Source organism: Geodermatophilus sp. FMUSA9-8, assembly GCF_037034165.1.
GTDB classification, from domain to species: domain Bacteria; phylum Actinomycetota; class Actinomycetes; order Mycobacteriales; family Geodermatophilaceae; genus Geodermatophilus; species Geodermatophilus nigrescens.
Genome location: NZ_JBAGKE010000002.1, coordinates 244,186 through 264,975 on the forward strand (window position 1 = coordinate 244,186; position 20,790 = coordinate 264,975).

General features: G+C 76.2%; 19 protein-coding genes. 6 read left to right on the top strand and 13 right to left on the bottom strand.

Annotation, left to right across the window (positions count from 1 at the left end; genetic code table 11):
• Positions 1–17: 17 nt before the first annotated feature.
• The 5 genes from WA616_RS05365 to WA616_RS05385 all read right to left on the bottom strand — a co-directional run bounded on the left by WA616_RS05365 (position 18) and on the right by WA616_RS05385 (position 6,999).
• Positions 18–1,277, bottom strand: a complete 1,260-nt coding sequence (locus WA616_RS05365) for an amidohydrolase (RefSeq protein ID WP_336027979.1) — start codon at positions 1,275–1,277, stop codon at positions 18–20.
• Positions 1,274–2,494, bottom strand: coding sequence for a glutamate--cysteine ligase (locus WA616_RS05370; RefSeq protein WP_336027981.1), 1,221 nt, complete (start codon positions 2,492–2,494; stop codon positions 1,274–1,276). Before WA616_RS05370 ends, WA616_RS05365 begins: the two co-directional genes overlap by 4 nt.
• Before the next feature lie 50 nt (positions 2,495–2,544).
• The gene (locus WA616_RS05375) at positions 2,545–4,023 is read right to left on the bottom strand and encodes an insulinase family protein (RefSeq protein ID WP_336027983.1); all 1,479 of its coding nucleotides are present in this window, start codon (positions 4,021–4,023) and stop codon (positions 2,545–2,547) included.
• Positions 4,024–4,096: 73 nt separating this feature from the next.
• The gene (locus WA616_RS05380; protein WP_336027985.1) at positions 4,097–5,389 is read right to left on the bottom strand and encodes a hypothetical protein; all 1,293 of its coding nucleotides are present in this window, start codon (positions 5,387–5,389) and stop codon (positions 4,097–4,099) included.
• Positions 5,390–5,502: 113 nt separating this feature from the next.
• Positions 5,503–6,999: a hypothetical protein gene (locus WA616_RS05385; RefSeq protein ID WP_336027987.1), complete on the bottom strand. Its 1,497-nt coding sequence runs from the start codon at positions 6,997–6,999 to the stop codon at positions 5,503–5,505.
• A 121-nt stretch (positions 7,000–7,120) separates the two neighbouring features.
• On the opposite strand from WA616_RS05385, the gene WA616_RS05390 reads away from it, so the two are divergent.
• The 3 genes from WA616_RS05390 to WA616_RS05400 are packed head-to-tail and all read left to right on the top strand — an operon-like array spanning position 7,121 to position 10,250.
• Positions 7,121–7,933 (top strand): purine-nucleoside phosphorylase, encoded by an 813-nt coding sequence (locus WA616_RS05390; protein ID WP_336027989.1) that lies wholly within the window; start codon positions 7,121–7,123, stop codon positions 7,931–7,933.
• Positions 7,930–9,555 carry a phospho-sugar mutase gene (locus WA616_RS05395; RefSeq protein WP_336027991.1) on the top strand — a complete coding sequence of 542 codons (1,626 nt, stop codon included), beginning with the start codon at positions 7,930–7,932 and terminating at the stop codon, positions 9,553–9,555. Before WA616_RS05390 ends, WA616_RS05395 begins: the two co-directional genes overlap by 4 nt.
• A gap of 2 nt (positions 9,556–9,557) precedes the next feature.
• Complete coding sequence (locus WA616_RS05400) at positions 9,558–10,250, top strand: haloacid dehalogenase type II (protein ID WP_336027994.1); 693 nt, start codon at positions 9,558–9,560, stop codon at positions 10,248–10,250.
• Here the strand turns inward: WA616_RS05400 and WA616_RS05405 are convergent.
• The 5 genes from WA616_RS05405 to WA616_RS05425 form a co-directional block, all read right to left on the bottom strand.
• Positions 10,183–10,728 (bottom strand): hypothetical protein, encoded by a 546-nt coding sequence (locus WA616_RS05405; RefSeq protein ID WP_336027996.1) that lies wholly within the window; start codon positions 10,726–10,728, stop codon positions 10,183–10,185. The genes WA616_RS05400 and WA616_RS05405 overlap by 68 nt on opposite strands.
• A gap of 32 nt (positions 10,729–10,760) precedes the next feature.
• Entirely contained in the window at positions 10,761–11,273 is a 513-nt protein-coding gene (locus WA616_RS05410; RefSeq protein WP_336027998.1) for a DUF805 domain-containing protein, read from the bottom strand.
• Between the two features lie 117 nt (positions 11,274–11,390).
• On the bottom strand, positions 11,391–12,284 hold the full coding sequence (locus tag WA616_RS05415) for a Gfo/Idh/MocA family protein (protein WP_336028000.1): 894 nt from the start codon (positions 12,282–12,284) through the stop codon (positions 11,391–11,393).
• Between the two features lie 2 nt (positions 12,285–12,286).
• Positions 12,287–12,910, bottom strand: a complete 624-nt coding sequence (gene upp, locus WA616_RS05420; protein ID WP_073421961.1) for a uracil phosphoribosyltransferase — start codon at positions 12,908–12,910, stop codon at positions 12,287–12,289.
• Positions 12,911–12,933: 23 nt separating this feature from the next.
• Entirely contained in the window at positions 12,934–14,034 is a 1,101-nt protein-coding gene (locus WA616_RS05425) for a calcium:proton antiporter (RefSeq protein WP_336028003.1), read from the bottom strand.
• 94 nt (positions 14,035–14,128) lie between these two features.
• Here WA616_RS05425 and deoC point away from each other — a divergent pair, with 94 nt between their 5' ends.
• From deoC to WA616_RS05440, 3 genes are read left to right on the top strand one after another with little or no spacing between them, the layout of a single operon-like run.
• Positions 14,129–15,124, top strand: coding sequence for a deoxyribose-phosphate aldolase (gene deoC / locus WA616_RS05430; RefSeq protein WP_336028004.1), 996 nt, complete (start codon positions 14,129–14,131; stop codon positions 15,122–15,124).
• Positions 15,124–16,587, top strand: coding sequence for an aldehyde dehydrogenase family protein (locus tag WA616_RS05435; RefSeq protein ID WP_336028006.1), 1,464 nt, complete (start codon positions 15,124–15,126; stop codon positions 16,585–16,587). Before deoC ends, WA616_RS05435 begins: the two co-directional genes overlap by 1 nt.
• Positions 16,587–17,453, top strand: coding sequence for an aldehyde dehydrogenase family protein (locus tag WA616_RS05440; RefSeq protein ID WP_336028007.1), 867 nt, complete (start codon positions 16,587–16,589; stop codon positions 17,451–17,453). Before WA616_RS05435 ends, WA616_RS05440 begins: the two co-directional genes overlap by 1 nt.
• A gap of 42 nt (positions 17,454–17,495) precedes the next feature.
• Here the strand turns inward: WA616_RS05440 and WA616_RS05445 are convergent, their stop codons facing one another.
• The 3 genes from WA616_RS05445 to WA616_RS05455 all read right to left on the bottom strand — a co-directional run bounded on the left by WA616_RS05445 (position 17,496) and on the right by WA616_RS05455 (position 20,756).
• Complete coding sequence (locus WA616_RS05445) at positions 17,496–18,443, bottom strand: MBL fold metallo-hydrolase (RefSeq protein ID WP_336028008.1); 948 nt, start codon at positions 18,441–18,443, stop codon at positions 17,496–17,498.
• Positions 18,444–18,507: 64 nt separating this feature from the next.
• Positions 18,508–20,085, bottom strand: coding sequence for a class I adenylate-forming enzyme family protein (locus tag WA616_RS05450; RefSeq protein ID WP_336028010.1), 1,578 nt, complete (start codon positions 20,083–20,085; stop codon positions 18,508–18,510).
• On the bottom strand, positions 20,082–20,756 hold the full coding sequence (locus tag WA616_RS05455) for a GntR family transcriptional regulator (protein WP_336028012.1): 675 nt from the start codon (positions 20,754–20,756) through the stop codon (positions 20,082–20,084). The genes WA616_RS05450 and WA616_RS05455 overlap by 4 nt, the downstream gene beginning before the upstream one ends.
• Positions 20,757–20,790 lie beyond the last annotated feature (34 nt).

Below are 20,790 nucleotides of genomic sequence, written 5' to 3' on the forward strand. Positions count from 1 at the left end.
CCCAGTCGAGGAGTGTTCTACCGTCGCTCCCCCGACCGCGGACGCGCGGGGTGACCCCGCGCGGGTGCCCCGGCGGCCGACCCCGACGTCCCGGCGGCGGCGGCCAGCGCCTGCAACGCGGTGCGCGCCATCAGCCGGATCCCGACCCCGATGGCCCGCTCGTCGACGTCGAAGGTGCCGCGGTGCAGGTCCAGCGCCGCGCCGCCGCCGTGCGTGCCGAGGCGGGCCAGGGCGATCGGCAGGACGTCGGCGAACCAGCCGAAGTCCTCCCCGCCCATGCTCTGCGGCGACTGCCGCAGGTTCTCCGCGCCGACGGTCTGCAGTGCCGCGGTGCGCAGGAGGGCGACCGCGCGCGGGTCGTTGACCACCGGCGGGACGCCGGGCACGTACTCCACCTCGACGCCCGCGCCGGTGGGTGCCACCACCTGCTCGACCAGCCCGCGCAACAGCCCCTCGGCGCGCTGCCACTCGTCGCGGTCGAGGACCCGCACCGTGCCCCGCAGGGTGCCCCGCTGCGGGATGGCGTTGGCCGCGACCCCGGCGTTGACCGCGCCCCACACCAGCGAGAACCCGGCCCGCGGGTCGACCTTGCGCGACAGCAGCCCGGGCAGCCCGGTGACCAGCCGGCCGAGGGCGTCGACCAGGTCGACGGTGAGCTGCGGGCGGGCGGTGTGCCCGCCGGGGCCGGTCAGCGTGACGTCGATGCGGTCGCAGGCGGCGGTGATGGAGCCGGTGCGCAGGCCGACGGTGCCCACCGGGATCGACGGGTCGCAGTGCAGCGCGAACGCCCGCGACGCCCCGTCGAGCACGCCGGCGGCGACCACGTGGGTCGCGCCGCCGGGGACGGTCTCCTCGGCCGGCTGGAACACGCAGCGCACCGTGCCGGGCAGGTCGTCGAGCGACGCCAGCGCGAGCGCGGTGCCGAGCAGCACGGTGGTGTGCACGTCGTGCCCGCAGGCGTGGCACCGGCCCTCGCGGGTGGACGCGTAGGGGACGTCCTTGAGGTCGGCCAGCGGCAGCGCGTCGATGTCGGCGCGCAGCACCACGGTCGGGGGTCCGGAGCCGACCTCGACCACGAGCCCGGTGCCGCTGGGCAGCCGCCGCGGGTGCAGCCCGGCGCCTGCGAGCCGCTGCTCGAGGAACGCCGTCGTCTCCACCTCGGCGAAGGCGAGCTCGGGGTGCATGTGCAGGTGCCGGCGCACGCCCACCAGGGAGTCGTTGCGCTCGGCCACCCACGCGTCGAGCCCGGCGGCCAGTTCCTCGGGGGTCCGGGTCATGCGGCGTGCCCGCCGGCACACGCCGCCGGGCCGGGGACGGGGCCGTCGGTGGCGGGGCCGTCGGGGCCGGTGGCCGGGCCCGAGGTGGGCAGCCCGTTCTCGCGCTCGGCGAGCAGCAGGTCGACGACGGCGCGCAGGTCGCCGTCGGCGGCGAGCGCCGCGGCCCGCTGCCGCTGGTACGAGGCGCCCACCGCGAGCACCCGCTCGACGCCCGCGAGCTCGGCCTCGCACCCGAGCCGGCGGGCGGTCGGCTCGAGGTCCTCGGCGAGGTCGAGCAGCGCCTGCCGGACCGGCCGCACGGTGCCCTTCTCGTCGACGACGACGTCGGCGTCCAGGCCCCAGCGGGCAGCCCGCCACTTGTTCTCCCGGAGCACCCAGCTCGGCGGGGTCGGCAGCGTGTAGCCGCGGTCGAGCTGGTTGTCGAACTGCTCGACCAGGCACTGCGACAGCGCCGCCACCACCCCGATCTCCTCGAGCGTGGGCAGCCCGTCGCAGATGCGCAGCTCGACGGTGCCGAAGCCCGGGTGCGGGCGGATGTCCCACCACACCTCGCGGACGCTCTCGATCGACCCGGTGGAGATGAGCGTCTCCATGTAGGTCTCGAAACCGGCCCAGTCCGGCAGCTGGATGGGCAGCCCCGCGGTGGGCATGCCCTCGAACACCTTGCTGCGCGCCGAGGCCAGGCCGGTGTCGCAGCCGACCCAGAACGGCGAGGACGCCGACAGCGCCAGGAAGTGCGGCACGTACTGGGTGAGCGCGTTGACGATCGGCATCGCCTTGTCCGGCGAGCGGACGCCGACGTGCACGTGGACGCCGAAGATCTGCAGCCGGCGGGCCAGCCACTGCATCCGCTCGACGAGCTGCAGGTAGCGCTCCTTCGGCGAGATGAGCTGGGTCTGCCAGTCGGTGAACGGGTGCGTGCCGGCGCACATCAGGCCCAGCCCGCGCCGGTCGGCGGTCGAGGCGACCTCGGCGACCGTGCCGGCGAGGTCGGCGACGGCCTCCTCCACGGTGGTGCAGACGCCGGTGATGACCTCGACGGTCGACTGCAGCAGCTCGTGCTTGGCCTTCGGGTGCTCCTCGGCGCCGTCGGGGCGGAGCTCCTCGAGGATCTCGTTCGCGCCGGCGGTGAGCTCGCGGGTCCCGCGGTCGACGAGCTGCAGCTCCCACTCGACGCCCAGGCTGGCGCGCTCGGAGGAGGAGAAGGGGATCTGCACGCGATGAGGATAGGGACGACCGGCCCCGTCCACCCCCCGAACGGCGGCGCCTACGGGACGGGGACCAACTCCGCGGCCGCCGCCCCGGGTAGCCGCAGCAGCGCCGCGGGCACCCGCTCGACGACGGCGGCGAGCGCGCGGCGGCCGTAGAGGTCGGGGTGGACGAGCACGCAGCACAGGTCCCGCCCGACCACGGTCACGCCGCGGCCGTCGGCGGTGGGGACCAGCGCCTCCACCCGCGACCACGGGATCCCGTGCACGTCGCCGTCGGCGTCGCGGTGGGCCAGGCCCTCGTCGGAGAGGACCAGCGCCACCCGCGCGGCCGGGTCGAGCAGCCGCCGGTGCCACGGCGGGCGGAACGGCGTCCCGGCGGGCAGCCCGGGCAGGGTGCCGCACAGCGGCCGGCGGGCCACCCCGGCCGGCCCCTCCCAGGCGACCGTGTCGGGCACGGCGAGGACGGCGGTCGGCTCGGCGCGGCGCAGCGCCTCCCGCACGGCGGCCGGCGTCACCGCGCGCCAGGTGGCCAGCGTCTGCGCGGCGGTGCGGAACGGCAGCCCGGTGGCGGCGCAGTAGGCGGCGTCGGCGAGCTCGGCGCCGGCGGCGTCCTCCTCGTCGAGCTCGGCCTCCAGCCCCGCGACGGCGTGCGCGACCTCGCCGTCGGACGGGCCGTCGGCGCACAGCTCCGCGAAGGTGGCCCACAGCAGGTCGGCGACCTCGGCGTCGCGGCCGGAGCGGGCGTCGACCACGAGGGCGACCTCCCGGCGGTCGGGCGCGAGGTCGAGGGTGAGCGAGTCGACGGCGTAGGACAGCCCGCGGCCGTGTCGCGCCCGCTCGCGCAGCCGCTCCCCCGCCACCTGCACGCCCACCGCCAGCGCGGCGTCGGCGGGCCGGTCGGTGGCCAGCAGCAGCCCGACCCCGGGGACGTCGGTGCGGGTCCACACCGGCCCGTCCTGCGGCCGCGGCGCCGGTGCCCGCCGCACCGGACGCGGCCCCTCGGGCAGCGGCAGGCGGAGCCCGGCCGGCAGCGGGCCGTGGCACCACAGGGCGGCGTTGCCGCGGACGAACCAGCGGGCGGCGTGCGCGCGGACGGTGTCCTCGTCGAGGTACTCCGGCCCGGGCCCCGCGGAGACGGTGAGCCCGGGGCCGGTCAGCCCGTAGCGGGCGGCCCACAGGGCGCTGACCGTCGTGGACGCCGAGCCGCAGCCCTCGGCCTGCAGCACGCCGACCTCGGCGGCGATCCGGTCGATGGGCAGGTCGGCCAGCGCCCGGCACACGGCCTCGAGGAAGGCGCGCACCGCCTCGGGGCGGCCGGTGGCGAAGAACGAGGTGCTGTCGACGTCGGTGACGGCGTTGCAGCGCAGGTGCGTGCGGGGCAGCGCGGCCATCGCCAGGTGCTCGACGAGATGGGTGACCTCGATGGTCGCGAAGGTCTCGTCGCGCAGGCCCACGCCGAACACCAGCGCGGCGGTGGTCCGCTCCCGTCCGCCCGCGCTGAACACGGGCACCCCGTCGACCACCGTCCGCTGCACGCGGCCATCGTCGGTGCCCGGCGTCCCGCCGTCCCCGGCCGACACGCGGCCGGGGACGGCTGGGACGGGTGGGTCAGCGGGTCAGGCCGAACACCGAGATCGTGCCGTCGTCCTCGTTGCTGGTGAGGAACAGCTGCCGGTTCGGGACGGCGAGCAGGCCCTCGGGGGCGTCGCCGGTGGGCAGCACCTGCAGCAGCCGCGGCCGGCGCTCGTCGCGCAGGTCGTACACGAGGACGGCGTCGCCGCGCTCGGAGCCGACGAACGCGTACGTCGTGCCGCGGATGGCGGCCACCTCCGCGCCCTCGAACTCCGCGCCCTTGTCGTCGCTGCGCCCGTCCGGGTACCGCCCGGCGTCGGCCAGCGCCTGCTCGGCCGAGGTGCCCGAGGAGGACACGACCGCGCCCGACGGCGAGAACACCGTCCAGCCGCGGCCGCCGCTGGGCTCCGCGGCGAGGTCGCCCTCGTCGGCGGTGAGCAGGTTGCCGCCGGGCGTCCACTGGACGGCGTCGGGCTCGCGCGGGGCGGTGAGGGCGTCGTCGAAGGCGACCGTGCCGTCGTCGGCGGTGTCGGCCTGCTGCGACACCGTGCCGGCCGAGAAGGAGCCGACCACGCGCCGCTGCCGCAGGTCGACCAGCGCGACGGCGTTGTTCTCCTGCAGCGTCAGCGCGGCCACGTTCCGCTGGTCCACGTCGACGTACTCCGGCTCCGGGTCGTCCGGGAAGGCCAGGCCGGGCAGGCCCGCGAGCTCCACCCGGTCGACCGTCCAGCGCGCCGGCGGGCCCTGCAGCTCCACGACCGACAGGAAGCCCGCCGGCGGCTGCGGCAGCCCGCCCTCGACGCCGCCGACCTCGAGCTCCTCGTCGCGCTGGTTCTCGATGGCGATCGCGGCGTAGCGGCCGTCGGGGCTCAGCCCGATGGAGTCCGGCTGCCCGCCGAGCGGCTTCTCCGTGACGACGGCGAGGGTGCGCAGGTCGATGACGACGAGGCGGCCCGACGGGGCGGTGAACGCGCCGTCGGTGTCGTCGACGACGGCGAGCGCGAAGCGACCGTCGCGGGTGACGGCCACCGAGGTGGGCTCCCCGCCGACGTCGACGGCGCCGGCCTGGCGCGGCTGCTCGGGGCGGCTCAGGTCGACCACGCCGACCTGGCCGGTCGCGGAGTCGGTGTAGAGCACGGTGCGGCCGTCGGGGGTGATCGAGAGGATCTCGGCCACCTCACCGGCGACGTCGACGGTGGCCAGCTCGGCGAACGCCGGCGCGGGCCGGGCGGGCGCGGCGGCGGCCGGCGCGGCCGTGGCGGCGATGGCAGAGGCGGCGAGCAGCGCCAGCGGGGCGGCGGTGCGGAGGCGGAGAGACGAGCGCGTCACGGGGGTCCTCGGGGTCCGGCGGAGGGGTCCCGCCGACCCAAGCCGCCCCCGGTGACGCGCCGGTGGCCGCCGGGTGACCGCCCGGCGTGCCCCGGGTGACCGGCCGCCCGGTGTCAGCCGACGGGGACGACGGTCCCCGGCCGCGGCGCCGACCAGCGTTGTGGGTGCACGACCTCGCGGAGCCGGGCGCTGACCTGGTCGACGGCGCGCTGCCCGAAGACCGCCCTCTCCACCGGCACCAGGCACATGTTGCCGCCGACGACCACGACGCCGCCGTCGTCGAGGATCGGGAAGACGTTCTCCACCTGCGACCAGGCGATGGCGTGCACGTCGCCGTCGGGGTCGCGGTGGGCGATGCCCTGGTCGCCCAGGACGATCGCGCGGTTGCCGGCGCGGCCGAGCACCCGCTGGGCCAGCGGCGGCCGGATGGTGCGGCCGGGCACCGCCTCGCGGGTCAGGCCGCAGATCAGCCAGCGCTGCAGGCCGGGCAGGCCGGCGAAGTCCGACCACTCGGGCACCTGCAGCAGCGCGCTGCGGCGCACCCGCTCGAGCGCCGCCTGCGCCTGCGGCGCGGTGACCGCGGTGCACGCCTCCATCCACGCGGCCAGCGGCAGCGCGGGGATGCCGGTGACGGCCGAGACGGCGGCGTCCATCAGGTCGGAGCGGACGAGCTCGTCCTCGTCCGCGGCGTCGAGCGCCTCCTCGAGGCCCTCGCGGGCGTGCGCGAGCTCGGCCGCGCCCGGGCCGGTGCGGCAGAGGTCCTGGAACTGCGTCCAGAGGATCTCCGCGACCGCGCCCTCCCGGCCCTCCCGGGCGTCGACGACGACGGCGACCTCGCGGCGGTCGGGGGCGACGTCGTGGGTCACGACCTCAGCGGAGTAGCTCAGGCCGCGCTCGGTGCGGGCGACGTCCTGCACCCGCTCGCGCAGCACGTCGGCGGCAATGCGCAGCGCCGGGTCCCACGGGCCGGTGGCCGACAGCTGCAGCCCGACGCCCGGCGTCCACGACCTCGTCCACGCGGCGGCGGCCTGGTGGCGGGGCACCGCGGGGCGGTGCGGCGGGGCCGGCCGGTCGGGCAGCGGCAGGCGCAGGCCCTCGGGCAGCTCGCCGTGGCAGACCAGCGCCGCGTTGCCGCGGACGAACCACGCCGCCGCGTGCGCACGGATCACCTCGTCGGGCAGGAACTGCGGGCCGGGCCCGCCGGCGAACGCGACGCCCGGGCCGGTCAGGCCGTAGCGGGCCGCCCACAGGCTCTCGACCAGCCCGCCGCCGGAGCTCGAGCAGTCCTCGGCCTGCAGCACGCCGATCTCGGCGTCGGCCCGCTGCAGCGACAGGTCCGACACCGCCGCGCACACGCCCTCGACGAACTCGCGGACCGCCTCGGGGCGGCCGGTCGCGTAGAAGGACGTGGTGTCGACCGTCGTCGTCGCGTTGCACTGGATGTTGCGCTTGGGCAGCGACCCCATGACCAGGTGCTCGACCAGGTGGGTGAGCTCCCGGGTCTGGTAGGTCTCGTCCTGGACGCCCACCCCGAACACCAGCACGAGCGTGGTGCGCCGCGGCCCGGGGGCGGAGAAGACCGGCACGCCGTCGATCTGCGAGGTCTGCACGCGGCCATGGTGCGGACGGGTCTCCCGGGGAGTCGGCGACACGCCCTCCGCGGGACGGATGGGGCGGGTGCGCCGTCCCGGAGCCCGCGACCGCCCCGGCGGGCTGGGTTAGCGTCGCCGGGTGAGCGAGCGCCCCACGCGTCCTGATCCGACCACTCTCGCCCGGATGGCGGCCGACGACCTCGAGCACGCGCTCGGTGGCCGGCACGACGTCGCCGTCGTCATGGGCTCCGGCTGGGCACCTGCGGCCGATGCGTTCGGAGCCCCGGACGGCTTCGTCGGCATGTCGGAGCTGCCTGGCTTCGCCGTACCGACCGCGCAGGGCCACGGCGGGGAGGTCCGGTCGATCCGCGTCGGCGAGCGGCGGGTGCTGCTGTTCCTCGGCCGCACCCACCTCTACGAGGGCCGCGGCGTCGAGCCCGTCGTGCACGGCGTGCGCACCGCGGCTGCGGCCGGCGTGCGCACCGTCGTGCTGACCAACGCCGCCGGTGGACTGGACCCGCAGCACCGGGTGGGCCAGGCCGTGCTGATCAGCGACCACCTCAACCTGACCGCCCGCTCGCCGCTGGTCGGCGCCGACTTCGTCGACCTCACCGACCTCTACTCCTCCCGCCTGCGCGCGCTGGCCCGCGAGATCGACCCCGAGCTCACCGAGGGCGTGTACGCCCAGCTGCCCGGCCCGCACTACGAGACGCCGGCCGAGATCCGCATGCTGCGCACGCTCGGCGCCGACCTCGTCGGTATGTCCACCGGGCTGGAGGCGATCGCCGCGCGCGCCGCCGGGGCGGAGGTGCTGGGGCTGTCGATGGTCACCAACGCCGCGGCCGGCATCACCGGCGAGAAGCTCGACCACGCCGAGGTGCTCGCCGCCGGCCGCGCCGCCGCGGGCCGGCTGGGCCGGACCCTCGTCGAGCTCATCGGCCGGCTGCCGTGACCCTGCTCGAGCAGGCACGGGCCTGGGCGGCCGCCGACCCGCACGACGGCGACCGCGCCGAGATCGAGTCCCTGGTCGCGGCCGGGGACACCGCCGAGCTCGAGCGCCGCTTCGCCGGGCCGCTGACCTTCGGCACCGCCGGGCTGCGCGGCCCGCTGCGCGCCGGGCCCGCCGGCATGAACGCCGCCGTCGTCACCCGGGCCGCCGCGGGGCTGGGCGCCTGGCTGACGGCGCACGGGCACGCGGGCGGCGGCGTCGTCGTCGGGTTCGACGCGCGCCGCCGCTCCGACGAGTTCGCCCGGGTCACCGCCGCGGTGCTCACCGCCGCCGGCTTCGCCGTGTCCGTGCTGCCCCGGCCGCTGCCCACCCCGGTGCTGTCCTCGGCGGTCCGCTCCCTGGGCTGCGTGGCCGGCGTGATGGTCACCGCCAGCCACAACCCGCCGGAGGACAACGGCTACAAGGTCTACCTCGCCGACGGCGCCCAGCTCGTCCCGCCGGCCGACCGGGAGATCGAGGCCGCGATCGCCGCGGTCGGCCCGGCCCGCGAGGTGCCCACCGCCGACGGCTGGACGACCCTCGGCGACGAGGTGGAGGCCGGGTACGTGACGGCGGTGGTGTCGGCGCTCGACCCGGCGCAGGTGCCGGCGATCGTGCGGCAGGGCGTGACGGTGGCCTACACCGCGATGCATGGCGTCGGCGCGGCCACCACGAGGGCGGTCTTCGCCGCCGCCGGGTTCGGGCCCCTGGTGAGCGTGCCCGAGCAGGACGCGCCGGACCCGGCGTTCCCGACCGTCGCCTTCCCCAACCCGGAGGAGCCCGGCGCGGTCGACCTGCTGCAGGACCTGTCCTCCCGCGTGGGCGCCACCGTCGGCATCGCGGAGGACCCCGACGCCGACCGCTGCTCGGTGGTGGTCGACGGCCGCCAGCTCACCGGTGACGAGGTCGGGGCGCTGCTCGCGGACTGGCTGCTGCGCCGCGGCGTGCGGGGGACGTACGCGTCCTCGCTGGTCAGCGGCTCGCTGATGCACGCGCTGGCGCAGGCGCACGGCGTCCGGTCCGCCGAGACGCCGACCGGCTTCAAGTGGATCATCCGGGCGGGCACCGACGCCGAGCCACTGGTGTTCGGCTACGAGGAGGCGCTCGGCTACGCGGTCACCCCCGACGTCGCGCGCGACAAGGACGGCATCTCCGCGGCCCTCGCCGTCGCCCTGCTGGCCGCGGAGCTCAAGGCCAGCGGGCGCACGCTGGTCGACCGGCTCGACGAGCTGGCCCGCGAGCACGGGCTGTTCGCCACCGGCCAGCTGGCGGTGCGGGTCGAGGACCTCTCGCTCATCTCCGGCGCGATGGAGCGGCTGCGCGCCGACCCGCCGCAGCGGCTGCTCGGCCGGCCGGTCACCGCCACCGACCTGCTGGCCGAGGACCCGCCCGTCGACGCCGTCCGGCTGCTCGGCGACGGCGTCCGCGTGATCGTGCGGCCCAGCGGCACCGAGCCGAAGCTCAAGGCCTACCTGGAGACGGTGGTGCCGGTGCACGACGACGCCGGGATCATCGCCGCCCGCGGCCGCGGCGAGGACGAGCTCGACCAGCTGCGCGGCGAGATGGCGCACGCGCTGGGGCTCTAGCCGTGGACGCCGCCGCGCTGGTCCTCGACGTCTTCGGCACCGTCGTCGACTGGCGCGGCGGGGTCGCCCGCGAGGCGGCGCGGCTGCTCGGGCCGGACGTCGACGCGGCCGCGTTCGCCGATGCCTGGCGGGCGCGCTACCAGCCCTCGATGGAGGAGGTGCGCTCCGGCCGGCGCCCGTTCGTGCCGCTGGACACGTTGCACCGGGAGTCGCTGCCGGCGGCGCTCGCCGCGGTGGGCGCCGGCCCGGTCCCCGACGACGTCGCCGGCGAGCTCGTGCTGGCCTGGCACCGGCTCGACCCGTGGCCGGACTCCGCGCCCGGGCTCGCCCGGCTGCGCCGCCGGCACCTGCTCGCGCCGCCGTCCAACGGCGGCGTCCGGCTGCAGGTGGACCTGGCCCGGCGCGGCGGGCTGCCGTGGGACACGGTGCTCGGCGCGGAGGTCGTCGGCCGCTACAAGCCCGACCCGGAGGTGTACGACTCCGCGCCGCGGCTGCTGGCGCTGCCGCCGTCGCGGGTGTGCCTGGTGGCCGCGCACGTCGACGACCTCGCGGCCGCCCGCGGGCGGGGCCTGCGGACGGCGTACGTGCACCGGCCCGCCGAGTTCGGCGGCGACCCGGTGCCGCCGGTCAGCGACCCCGCCGCCGACCTCTCGGTCGGCTCGCTGGAGGAGCTGGCGGACGCCCTCGGCTGCTGACCGGCGCGCGCCAGTCCAGCGTCCAGGTCTCCCCCACCGGCAGCGCCCGCCAGCGCCGCCCGGCGTCGGCCAGCGCGTCCGCCGCGGCGGTGAGCCGCTCCGGCGGCAGGCCCAGCCCCGCGGCCTCGCCGGGCAGCACCGGCGCGCCGCGGGCGCTGCGAGCCACCAGGTCGGCCACCCCCTCGGCCCGCTGTATCGCCGCGGCCCGCTCCCGCTTGAGCCGCGCCGAGCGCTCGGCCGCGTGGGGCGGCTGGCGGCCGCTGACGTGCCGCATGCTGCCCCAGACGACGCCGTCGGCCACGCAGCCCCAGATCCCGTCGGCCATCCCGAGCTCGGTCTCCACCAGCGCGTGCACCAGGTCGTGCGGCAGGTCCGCGCCCCCGCCGGCGCCGCGCATCGCGAAGACCACGCCGTCGTCGCGCTCGACGACGGTCTCCACCGGACGCCGGTCGGCCAGCCGGGAGAAGGTGAGTCGCACCTCTCCAGGCTGGCCGACGGGGTCAACCGGTTTCACCTGTTCGCGAGCAGGGGCTCCCGCCGCGCCGGGCGGGCGCCGCCGGCGCCGCCGTACCGGTTGGCGCGCGGCTCGCCGGGCAGGCAGCCGACCACGACGAACAGCACGATCGGGCCGGCGATCGGCACCAGGCCCCACAGCAGGAACCAGCCGGACCGGCCGGTGTCGTGCAGCCGGGTGACCGCCGCGCTGATCGACGGCGCGAACAGGGCCAGCGAGACCAGCAGCATGATCGGCCCGCCGGAGAAGCTGACGTCGGCGCTGTAGTAGTCGTAGCCGTAGGACTGGTAGCTCGTCGTGTACCAGGCCAGGCCGAGCGCGATGTCCGCGGCGATCGCCGCGATGCTCGCCGCCCACAGCGGCAGCGCGTAGTGCAGCCAGTAGGTGCGCCGGTCGATGCGGCCCCGGCGGACGTACCAGCTGCCCTGGTCCTGGTACGCCGGCGGGCGGGAGCCGTGGCCGTTCCCGTGGCCGTCGTAGCCGTAGCCGTTGTAGCCGTGCTCGCTCATGGAGGTGTCTCCCTGTCCGGCCCCGGTGCCCGGGGCTCCCTGTCGTCGAGGGAGACGATGGCGGCGGCCGCTTGGCCCGCGGTTGGGCGCGGCTGCACCCCCGCCGCAAGCGGGCCGCTAGGCGGTCGGGACGAGCTCCCGGCAGCCCGACGCGAGTGCCCGCTCGGCGGTCTCGAGCACCACGACGACGTCGCGGCCGAAGCCGACGTCGCACGGGTGGTCGCCGCTGGTGAGCGCCGCGGCCTGCAGCTGGTCGACCGCCGCGGACAGCGACTCGACGGCGCTCTCGGTGTCGGGCAGCAGCACCAGCCGGCCGGCGTCGCCGTGCACGGAGAACTCGATGCCGGTGGCCAGCGGCGCCACGGTGTGCGACAGCGTGACGGTGGAGGCGACGCCCGGCGTCGCGTGCTGCAGCACCAGGTGCACGGTGTCGCCGGCACCGGCGCCGGCCTGCACCGACGTCACCGGCCCCAGCGCCGGCACCAGCAGCGACAGCGCGTGCGGGCCGATGTCCCACAGCGCGCCGTGCTCGCGGCGCCAGGCGGAGTCGAAGGGGCTGCCGGCCAGGGCGCTCAGCCACGACGCGGCGCCGCCCGCGAGCCGGGTGCGCGCGGCCTGCCCGAGCCAGGTCGTCGTCGCGGCCTGGAAGCGGAAGGTGAAGAACACGACCGAGGCGACGCCGGCCGAGCGGACCGCGGTCACCACCCGGTCGGCGTCGGCCGTGGTGAGCCCGATCGGCTTCTCCAGCAGCAGGTGCCGGCCCGCGGCCGCGGCCTGCTCGGCCAGCGGCACCTGGACGTCGGGCGGCACGGCGACGGCGACGGCGTCGACCTGCTCGAGCAGCGCGGCGAGGTCGGAGGTGCCGGGGACGTCGAACTCGGCGCCGACGGCGGCGGCCTTCTCCGCGTCGCGGCCCCAGATGCCGGCGAGCTCGGCGGTGGGGTGCGCCGCGATCGCGGCGGCGTGGACGGTGCGGGCCCAGTGACCGGTGCCCAGGACGGCGAACCGCATGGTCAGACGGCGCCGAACTGGCGGTCGCCGGCGTCGCCGAGGCCGGGGACGATGTAGGCCTGGTCGTTGAGGCCCTCGTCGACGCTGGCGGTGAACACCCGCAGCGGGAGCCCGCTCTGCTCCAGCCGCTCCAGGCCGGCCGGGGCGGCGAGCGTGCACAGCACGGTGATCTCGGTGGCGCCGCGATCGGTGAGCAGCGTGCAGCAGTGCACGAGCGAGCCGCCGGTGGCCAGCATCGGGTCGAGGACGAACACGTGCCGGCCGACCAGCGACTCCGGCAGCGAGGCCATGTAGGCCTCGGGCTGGAAGGTCTGCTCGTTGCGGGCCAGGCCCACGAAGCCCATCTGCGACTCGGGCAGCATCCCGTGCGCGGTGTCGGCCATCCCGAGGCCCGCGCGCAGCACCGGCACGATCAGCGGCGGCGACGCCAGCCGGTAGCCGGTGGTCTCGGTGACCGGGGTGGTGATCGGCTCCTCGGCCACCTCGAGGTCACGGGTGGCCTCGTAGACCAGCATCTGGGTCAGCTCCCGCAGCGCCGCCCGGAAGGCGGCGTTGTCGGTCCGCTCGTCGCGCATGCGCGAGAGCCGGGCCCGGGCGAGCGGGTGGTCGACGACGGTCAGCTGCACGGGCGCCACCGTATCGGTCGCGCTCAGGGGGCGACGGCGAGGAACAGGAAGCCGGCCAGCAGCACCAGGTGCACGACCCCCTGCAGCCGGGTGGCCCGCCCGGGCACCACGGTCAGGACCGCGACGCCGACGGTGACCGCCAGCAGGACCAGCTGGGTGGGCCCGAGCCCGAGCAGCAGCGGCCCGTCGAGCCAGATGGTGGCCACCGCGATCACCGGGATGGTCAGCCCGATGCTGGCCATCGCCGATCCGAACGCGAGGTTCAGGCTGGTCTGCAGTCGGTTGCGCCGCGCCGCGTTGGCCGCGGCCAGCGTCTCGGGCGCCAGCACGACCAGGGCGATGACCACGCCCACGAAGGACTGCGGGAACCCGACGGCGGCCACCCCGGACTCGATCGCCGGGGAGGCCACCTTGGCCAGCCCGACCACCGCCACGAGCGCCGCGAGCAGCAGCCCGAGGCTGGCCAGCGCGGTGCGGCCCGTCGGCGGGTCCGCGTGCTCGCGGTCGTCGTCGGTGTCGTCGTCCTCCACGACGGGGAGGAAGAACCCGCGGTGCCGCACGGTCTGGGTCACCACGAACGCCCCGTACAGCACGAGCGAGGCCAGCGCGGCGAAGACCAGCTGCGGAGGGGAGAACTCCGGGCCCGGCCGGCTGGTGGTGAACGTGGGCAGCACGAGCGTCATGACCGCCAGCGCCAGGACGGTGGCCAGCGCCGCGCCGGAGCCCTCGCGGTTGAAGGAGACGACGTCGCGGCGCAGCGCGCCCAGCAGCAGCGACAGCCCGACGATGCCGTTGCAGGTGACCATCACGGCGGCGAAGACGGTGTCGCGGGCGAGCGAGGCGGTCTCGGGGCCACCGGAGACCATCAGCGTGACGATCAGGCCGACCTCGATCACCGTCACCGCCACCGCGAGCACCAGCGACCCGAAGGGCTCCCCCACCCGGTGCGCGACCACCTCGGCGTGGTGCACGGCGGCGAGCACCGCGGCCACCAGCGCGACGGCGACCACCGCGACCGGCACCGGGCCGGGCTCGGTGCCCCACACGAACGCGAGCACGACCAGCGCCGCGACCGGCGCGACCGTCGTCCAGGTCAGCACTGTCGGTCGCGCCGTCGTCGCCACGTGCCCACGCTGCCACGCCTGTCACCTGCGCCGAGCTCCCCGCACGGGGGAACCGCGCTCCCGGGGCGGCCCGCCGCACTGGGAGGATGGGCGCATGACCCACGTGCTCGACCCCGGGACGCTCGCGGCCGGGACCCGGCCCGCCCCCGGGTCCGGAGCGGCGTTCGACGACGTGACCCGGTCCGACGCCGCCCTCCGCGCCTTCCTGCACGGGCTGCCCGGCGTCGACCAGGTCGGCGCGGAGCAGCGCGCCGCCACGCTCGGCACCCGCTCGATCAAGACCACCGCCAAGGCGTGGGCGATCGACACCGCCATCGCGATGGTCGACCTCACCACGCTCGAGGGCGCCGACACCCCGGGCAAGGTGCGCAGCCTCGCCGCGAAGGCCCGCCGGCCCGACCCGACCGACCCCACCGCCCCGCCGGTGGCCGCCGTCTGCGTCTACGGCGACCTCGCCGGCGTCGCGCGGGAGGCGCTGGCCGGCACGGGCATCCACGTCGCCGCCGTGGCCACCGCGTTCCCGAGCGGGCGGGCGAGCCGGGAGGTCAAGCTCGCCGACGTCCGCGACGCCGTGGCGAACGGCGCCGACGAGATCGACATGGTCATCGACCGCGGCGCGTTCCTCGCCGGCCGCTACCTCGAGGTGTTCGAGGAGATCGTCGCCGTCAAGGAGGCGTGCGGCAGCGCCCACCTCAAGGTCATCCTCGAGACCGGCGAGCTGGTCACCCTCGACAACGCGCGCCGCGCCTCCTGGCTGGCGATGCTCGCCGGCGGCGACTTCATCAAGACCTCCACCGGGAAGATCTCGCCCGCGGCCACGCTGCCGGTCTGCCTGGTGATGCTCGAGGCGGTCCGCGACTTCCGCGCCGCCACCGGCACCCAGGTCGGCGTCAAGCCCGCCGGCGGCATCCGCACCACCAAGGACGCCGTCAAGCACCTGGTGATGGTCAACGAGACCGTCGGTGCCGACTGGCTGTCCCCCGACTGGTTCCGCTTCGGCGCCTCCAGCCTCCTCAACGACCTGCTCCTGCAGCGGCAGAAGCTGCGCACCGGCCACTACTCCGGCCCCGACCACGTGAGCGTCGACTGATGACTGCACCCGCCCAGCCGGGCCCCCTGTTCGAGTACGCCCCCGCACCCGAGTCGCGCTCGATCGTCGACATCCGGCCCTCCTACGGCCTGTTCGTCGACGGCGAGTTCGTCGACGGCTCCGGCGAGACGATGAAGACCGTCAACCCGGCCACCGAGGAGGTGCTCAGCGAGATCGCGGTGGGCACCGAGGCCGACGTCGACCGCGCCGTGCGGGCCGCGCGCCGGGCGTTCACCCGCGTGTGGGGGCCGATGCGCCCCGCCGACCGCGGCAAGTACCTGTTCCGGATCGCGCGGATCCTGCAGGAGCGGGCGCGGGAGTTCGCCGTCCTGGAGTCGCTGGACAACGGCAAGCCGATCCGCGAGTCCCGCGACGTCGACGTGCCCCTGGCCGCGGCGCACTTCTTCTACCACGCGGGCTGGGCCGACAAGCTGGCCCACGCGGGCCTCGGCCCCGACCCGCGCCCGCACGGCGTGGCCGGCCAGGTCATCCCGTGGAACTTCCCGCTGCTGATGCTGGCGTGGAAGGTCGCGCCGGCGCTGGCCACCGGCAACACCGTCGTCCTCAAGCCCGCGGAGACGACACCGCTGACGGCGCTGCTGTTCGCCGAGGTGTGCCGCCAGGCCGACCTGCCCCCGGGCGTGGTCAACGTCGTCACCGGCGCCGGCGACACCGGCCGCGCGGTGGTCGAGCACGACGACGTCGACAAGGTCGCCTTCACCGGCTCCACCGAGGTGGGCCGCTCGATCGCCCGCGCCGTCGCCGGCACCCGCAAGGTGCTCACGCTGGAGCTGGGCGGCAAGGCGGCGAACATCGTCTTCGACGACGCCCCGATCGACCAGGCCGTCGAGGGCATCGTGCGCGGCATCTTCTTCAACCAGGGCCACGTCTGCTGCGCGGGCTCGCGGCTGCTGGTGCAGGAGTCGGTGCACGACGAGGTGATCGCCTCGCTGCAGCGGCGGATCGGCACGCTGCGCGTGGGCGACCCGCTGGACAAGAACACCGACATCGGCGCGATCAACTCCGCCGAGCAGCTCGCCCGCATCCGGGAGCTGTCCGACGTCGGCGAGGCCGAGGGCGCGCACCGCTGGCAGCCGGCCTGCGACCTGCCCGACCGCGGCTTCTGGTTCCCGCCGACGGTGTTCACCGGCGTCTCCCCCGCCCACCGGATCGCCCGCGACGAGGTGTTCGGGCCGGTGCTCAGCGTGATGACCTTCCGCACGCCCGACGAGGCGGTGGCCAAGGCCAACAACACCACCTACGGGCTCTCGGCCGGCATCTGGACGGAGAAGGGCTCGCGGATCCTGGCGATCGCCGACCGGCTGCGCGCCGGCGTGGTGTGGGCCAACACCTTCAACCAGTTCGACCCGACGTCGCCCTTCGGCGGCTACAAGCAGTCCGGCTACGGCCGGGAGGGCGGCCGGCACGGGCTGGCCGCCTACCTGAAGGGGGCCTCGCACTGATGTCGGACCGGCTCGCCGTCCGCAAGACCTACAAGCTGTACGTGAACGGGGCCTTCCCCCGCTCGGAGTCCGGCCGCACCTACGAGGTGGCCGACGCCCGGGGGGCGTTCCTCGCCAACGCCGCGTGGGCCTCCCGCAAGGACGCCCGCGACGCCGTCGTCGCCGCCCGCGGCGCGTTCGGGAAGTGGTCGCGCGCCACCGCCTACAACCGCGGCCAGGTGCTCTACCGGGTGGCCGAGGTGATGGAGGGCCGGCACGCGCAGTTCTGCGAGGAGGTGGCGGCCGGCGAGGGCGTGTCCTCGGGGCGGGCGCGGGCCGTCGTGGACGCCGCCATCGACCGGTGGGTCTGGTACGCCGGGTGGACCGACAAGCTCGCCGCCGTCCTCGGCAGCGCGAACCCGGTCGCCGGGCCGTTCTTCGACTTCTCGCTGCCCGAGCCCACCGGCGTCGTGGCGGTGCTGGCGCCGCAGCGGTCCTCGCTGCTCGGCCTGGTCAGCGTGCTCGCGCCGGTGCTGGCCGGCGGCAACGCCGCCGTCGTCGTGACCTCCCACCGGCGGCCGCTGCCGGCCGTGACCCTCGGCGAGGTGCTGGCCACCAGCGACGTCCCGGGCGGGGTGGTCAACCTGCTCACCGGCGACGCCGGCGAGATCGGCCCGTGGCTGGCCGAGCACGACGACGTCGACGCCATCGACCTCACCGGCGCCCCGGCCGACCGGGCGCTGGAGCTCGAGCGGCTGGCCGCCGGGAGCATCAAGCGGGTCGTGCGCCCGCCCGCCGAGGAGCCGGACTGGACCGCCGACCCCGGCACCTCCCGGATGACGCCGTTCCTGGAGACCAAGACGGTCTGGCATCCCAAGGGCGTGTGAGGTCCGGGTGCGCCGCCTTCGGGGCGGCGCACCCGGAACCGGTCAGGCCAGGCAGGTCAGCGGCCGGCCGCCGTTGTAGGTGACCATGTCGCCGAGGGCCGCCATCAGGTCGATCGGCACGCCCCGCTCCCCGCCGTCGAGCTCCGCGTAGGCACGGTGCAGGTTGCCCACGATCCGCTCGCTGTCGGACCACTCCGCGTACTCGCCGAGGTCGGCCTGCCGGGCCGCGTCCAGCGGCGACAGCCCGGCGTCGCGGCCCTCCCGCGCCGTCCGCTCGAGGAAGCGCAGGTAGCCCAGGATGTCGGCGACCAGCGAGCCGTCGGTGACCGGCCCGTGCCCGGGCACGACCGTCGTGGCCTCCAGCGGCGCGATGACCTTCTCCAGCACCTCGAGCGACCCCGACAGCGACCCCATCAGCAGGAACGGGGTACCGCCGTTGAACAGCAGGTCGCCGGCGAAGAGCGTGGAGCGCTCGGGGATCCAGACGATCGAGTCGTTCGTGGTGTGCGCGGGCGTGCCGACGTAGCGGACCTCGCAGCGCAGGTCCCCCGACCAGAGGGTGACGCCCTCGGTGTAGGTGAGGAACGGCGGCGCGAGCTCCAGGGCGCCGGTGTCGAAGTGCGTCCAGAACGGCAGCGGCCCCTCCGGCCCGGGCACCCCGGTCTCGATGACGGCCTCGCGGGTCAGCTCGTGCCCGACGATCGTGGCGGTGCCGAGCAGGTAGTTGCCGTGCGTGTGGTCGCCGTGGTGGTGGGTGTTGACCAGCGTGCGCACCGGGCGGTCGGTGACGGTGCGGACGGCGTCGAGGAAGTCGCGGGTGCGCTTCTCGGTGGCGCAGGTGTCGATGCTGACCGCGCCCTGGTCGCCGACCAGCAGGCCGGTGTTGTTGATCCACCAGCTGCCGTCGGGCTGGATGTAGGCGAAGACGCCGTCGTTCACCTCCTCCAGCCGCGACGGTGGGAGGTCGTGGTCGCCGTGCGACGAGCTCATCTGGTGCCTCTCCGGTCAGGGCGCGTCGTCGCGCCGGTCAGGGCCGGGGACCCGGCCGTCCCCCTCAGCGGGCAGGGGGCACAGGGGATGCGAGCGAGGTGAGGTCGCCCAGCTGGCGCTTGAGCACCTTGCCCACCGCGTTGCGCGGGAGGGCCGGCACGGCCACGACCCGCTCGGGGACCTTGTGCACGGCGAGCCGGTCGCGGGCCCAGGCCAGCACCTCGGCCTCGGTGGCGTCGTCCTCGGGGCGCAGGACGACGTAGCCGACGATGTGCTCCTCGCGTTCGGGCGTGCTGACGCCGACGACCGCCGCGTCGCGCACCGAGACGTGCTCCAGCAGGACGCGCTCGACCTCGGCCGCCGAGACGTTGTCCACGCCGGGCTTGAGCACGTCCTCCGCGCGGCCGAGGAACTCCAGCGACCCGTCGGGCAGGGCGCGCAGGTGGTCGCCGGTGGCGAACCAGCCGTCGCGCAGGATCCGCCGGGTGTCCTCCTCGCGGCCGAGGTAGCCGGCCATCAGCGAGTGCCCGGGGACGCCGTGGACGAGCAGCTCCCCCGCCTCGCCCGGCGCCACCTCGGCGCCGTCGTCGTCCACCAGGCGGGTGCGCACCCACGGCGTCGGGCGGCCGACGGTGCCCGGCACCGCCGGCCCGTGCACGGGGTCCGACAGCGTCGGCGCGAGCGTCTCGGTCAGCCCGTAGACCTGCACCAGCCGGGTGGTGAACCGCTCCTCGAACGCGCTGCGCTCGCGCTCGGTGAGGTGCTGGGCGAACAGGGTGAGCCGCAGGCCGGTCCGGTCGACACCGCCGGGGGTCGCGCCGAGGACGGCCCGCGCGTGGACGGCGAACAGGCTCGCGACCGTCGCCGAGACGTCCCGGGTCTGCTCGGCCCAGCGGGCCGGGTCGAAGGTCGGCACCAGCGCCGCGGAGGCACCGGTGACGAACGCCGACATGACGGAGTAGAGCAGCGCGTTGGCGTGCGAGAGCGGCAGCGTGACCAGCCACCGGTCGTCGGCGCGCAGCCGGGTCAGCTGGGCGACCGCCTCGCCGGCGAACAGCAGGTTGCCGTGGGTGAGCATGACGCCCTTGGGCCAGCCGCTGCTGCCGGAGGTGTAGAGGACGGCGAGCAGGTCGCCCGGGCCGGTGGGCACGTCGGGGAGGTCGCCCTCGGCGAAGCCGGCGCGCGCGGCCTCCCAGCAGACGGCGCCGTCGGCCGCGCCGCCGACGGTGACCACCAGGCCCACCTCCGGGACCATCTCGGCGGCCGCGGCGACCACGGCCACCCGGTCGATCGCGGTCACGCTGACCCGGCACCCGGCGTGGGAGAGCACGTAGGCGACGTCGTCGACGGTCGAGGACGGGTGGGTCGGCACGAGGACCGCCCCGAGGTGGGCCGCGGCGAACAGGCAGACCAGCAGCTCCGGGACGTTGCCCAGCTGGGCGTGCACCCGGTCGCCGGGACCGACGCCGGCCTGGGTGAGCAGCCGCGCCATCGCCCGGGACTCCAGCAGCACGTCGCGGTAGGACAGGACGGTCTGCTGCCCGCCCGGCCCGACCCGCACGAGGAACGGCCGCCGCGGGTCGACGCCGGCCTGCCAGGTGAGCCGGTCGCCCAGCGACCCCGACCGGCCCGCGGGCGTCACCCCCCGCCCCCCGCCGGCACCGCCTCCTGCTCCGCGCCCAGGGCGACCGACTCGGAGATCGCGAGCTCCTTCTCGATGGCCGTCCGCACGTCGGGGACCCGCCCGGTGAGCAGTGCCTCGACCAGCGACCGGTGCAGCGCCGCCGACTCCTCCCGGTCCAGCCCCTCGCCCACCGCGAGCCGGTAGCGCGCGGACTGGTCCCGGACGACCCGGGACATGGTGCGCAGCCGCGCCGAGGGGCAGGCGCTGGCCACCGCCTCGTAGAAGGCGCGGTACGCGAGCTCTCGGGCCACCGCCGTGGCGTCGTCCTGGTCGAGGGTCGCCAGCAGCCGGGCGGAGGCCGACTCGACCAGCGCCCGCCACTCGGGGCCGCCGTGCTGCGCCGCCTGGGCCGCCGTCTCCGGCTCCAGCAGGGTCCGCAGCTCGGCCAGCTCGCCACGGTCCCGGGCCGACAGCGGGGTCACCCGCGCGCCCCGCTGCGCCGCGAACTCGACCAGACCCTCCCCCGCCAGCCGCTGCAGGGCCTCCCGCAGCGGCGTCGGGCTGACCGCGAAGCGCTCGGAGAGGGCCGCCGTGATCAGGCGCTCGCCGGGGGCCAGTTCGCCGTCGAGGATGGCCTGCCTGATCTGGGCCTCGACCCAGTCGATCCGTGTCAGTGGTACGTCGTTCACGGACACCAGACTGCGCCCTCACCGTTCGTGACAT

Coding starts and splice junctions, on each gene's coding strand:
- WA616_RS05365 (WP_336027979.1), bottom strand. CDS start 1,277: ATGACCCGGACCCCCGAGGAACTGGCCGCCGGGCTCGACGCGTGGGTG.
- WA616_RS05410 (WP_336027998.1), bottom strand. CDS start 11,273: ATGAGCGAGCACGGCTACAACGGCTACGGCTACGACGGCCACGGGAAC.
- WA616_RS05415 (WP_336028000.1), bottom strand. CDS start 12,284: ATGCGGTTCGCCGTCCTGGGCACCGGTCACTGGGCCCGCACCGTCCAC.
- deoC (WP_336028004.1), top strand. CDS start 14,129: ATGACCCACGTGCTCGACCCCGGGACGCTCGCGGCCGGGACCCGGCCC.
- WA616_RS05435 (WP_336028006.1), top strand. CDS start 15,124: ATGACTGCACCCGCCCAGCCGGGCCCCCTGTTCGAGTACGCCCCCGCA.
- WA616_RS05440 (WP_336028007.1), top strand. CDS start 16,587: ATGTCGGACCGGCTCGCCGTCCGCAAGACCTACAAGCTGTACGTGAAC.
- WA616_RS05445 (WP_336028008.1), bottom strand. CDS start 18,443: ATGAGCTCGTCGCACGGCGACCACGACCTCCCACCGTCGCGGCTGGAG.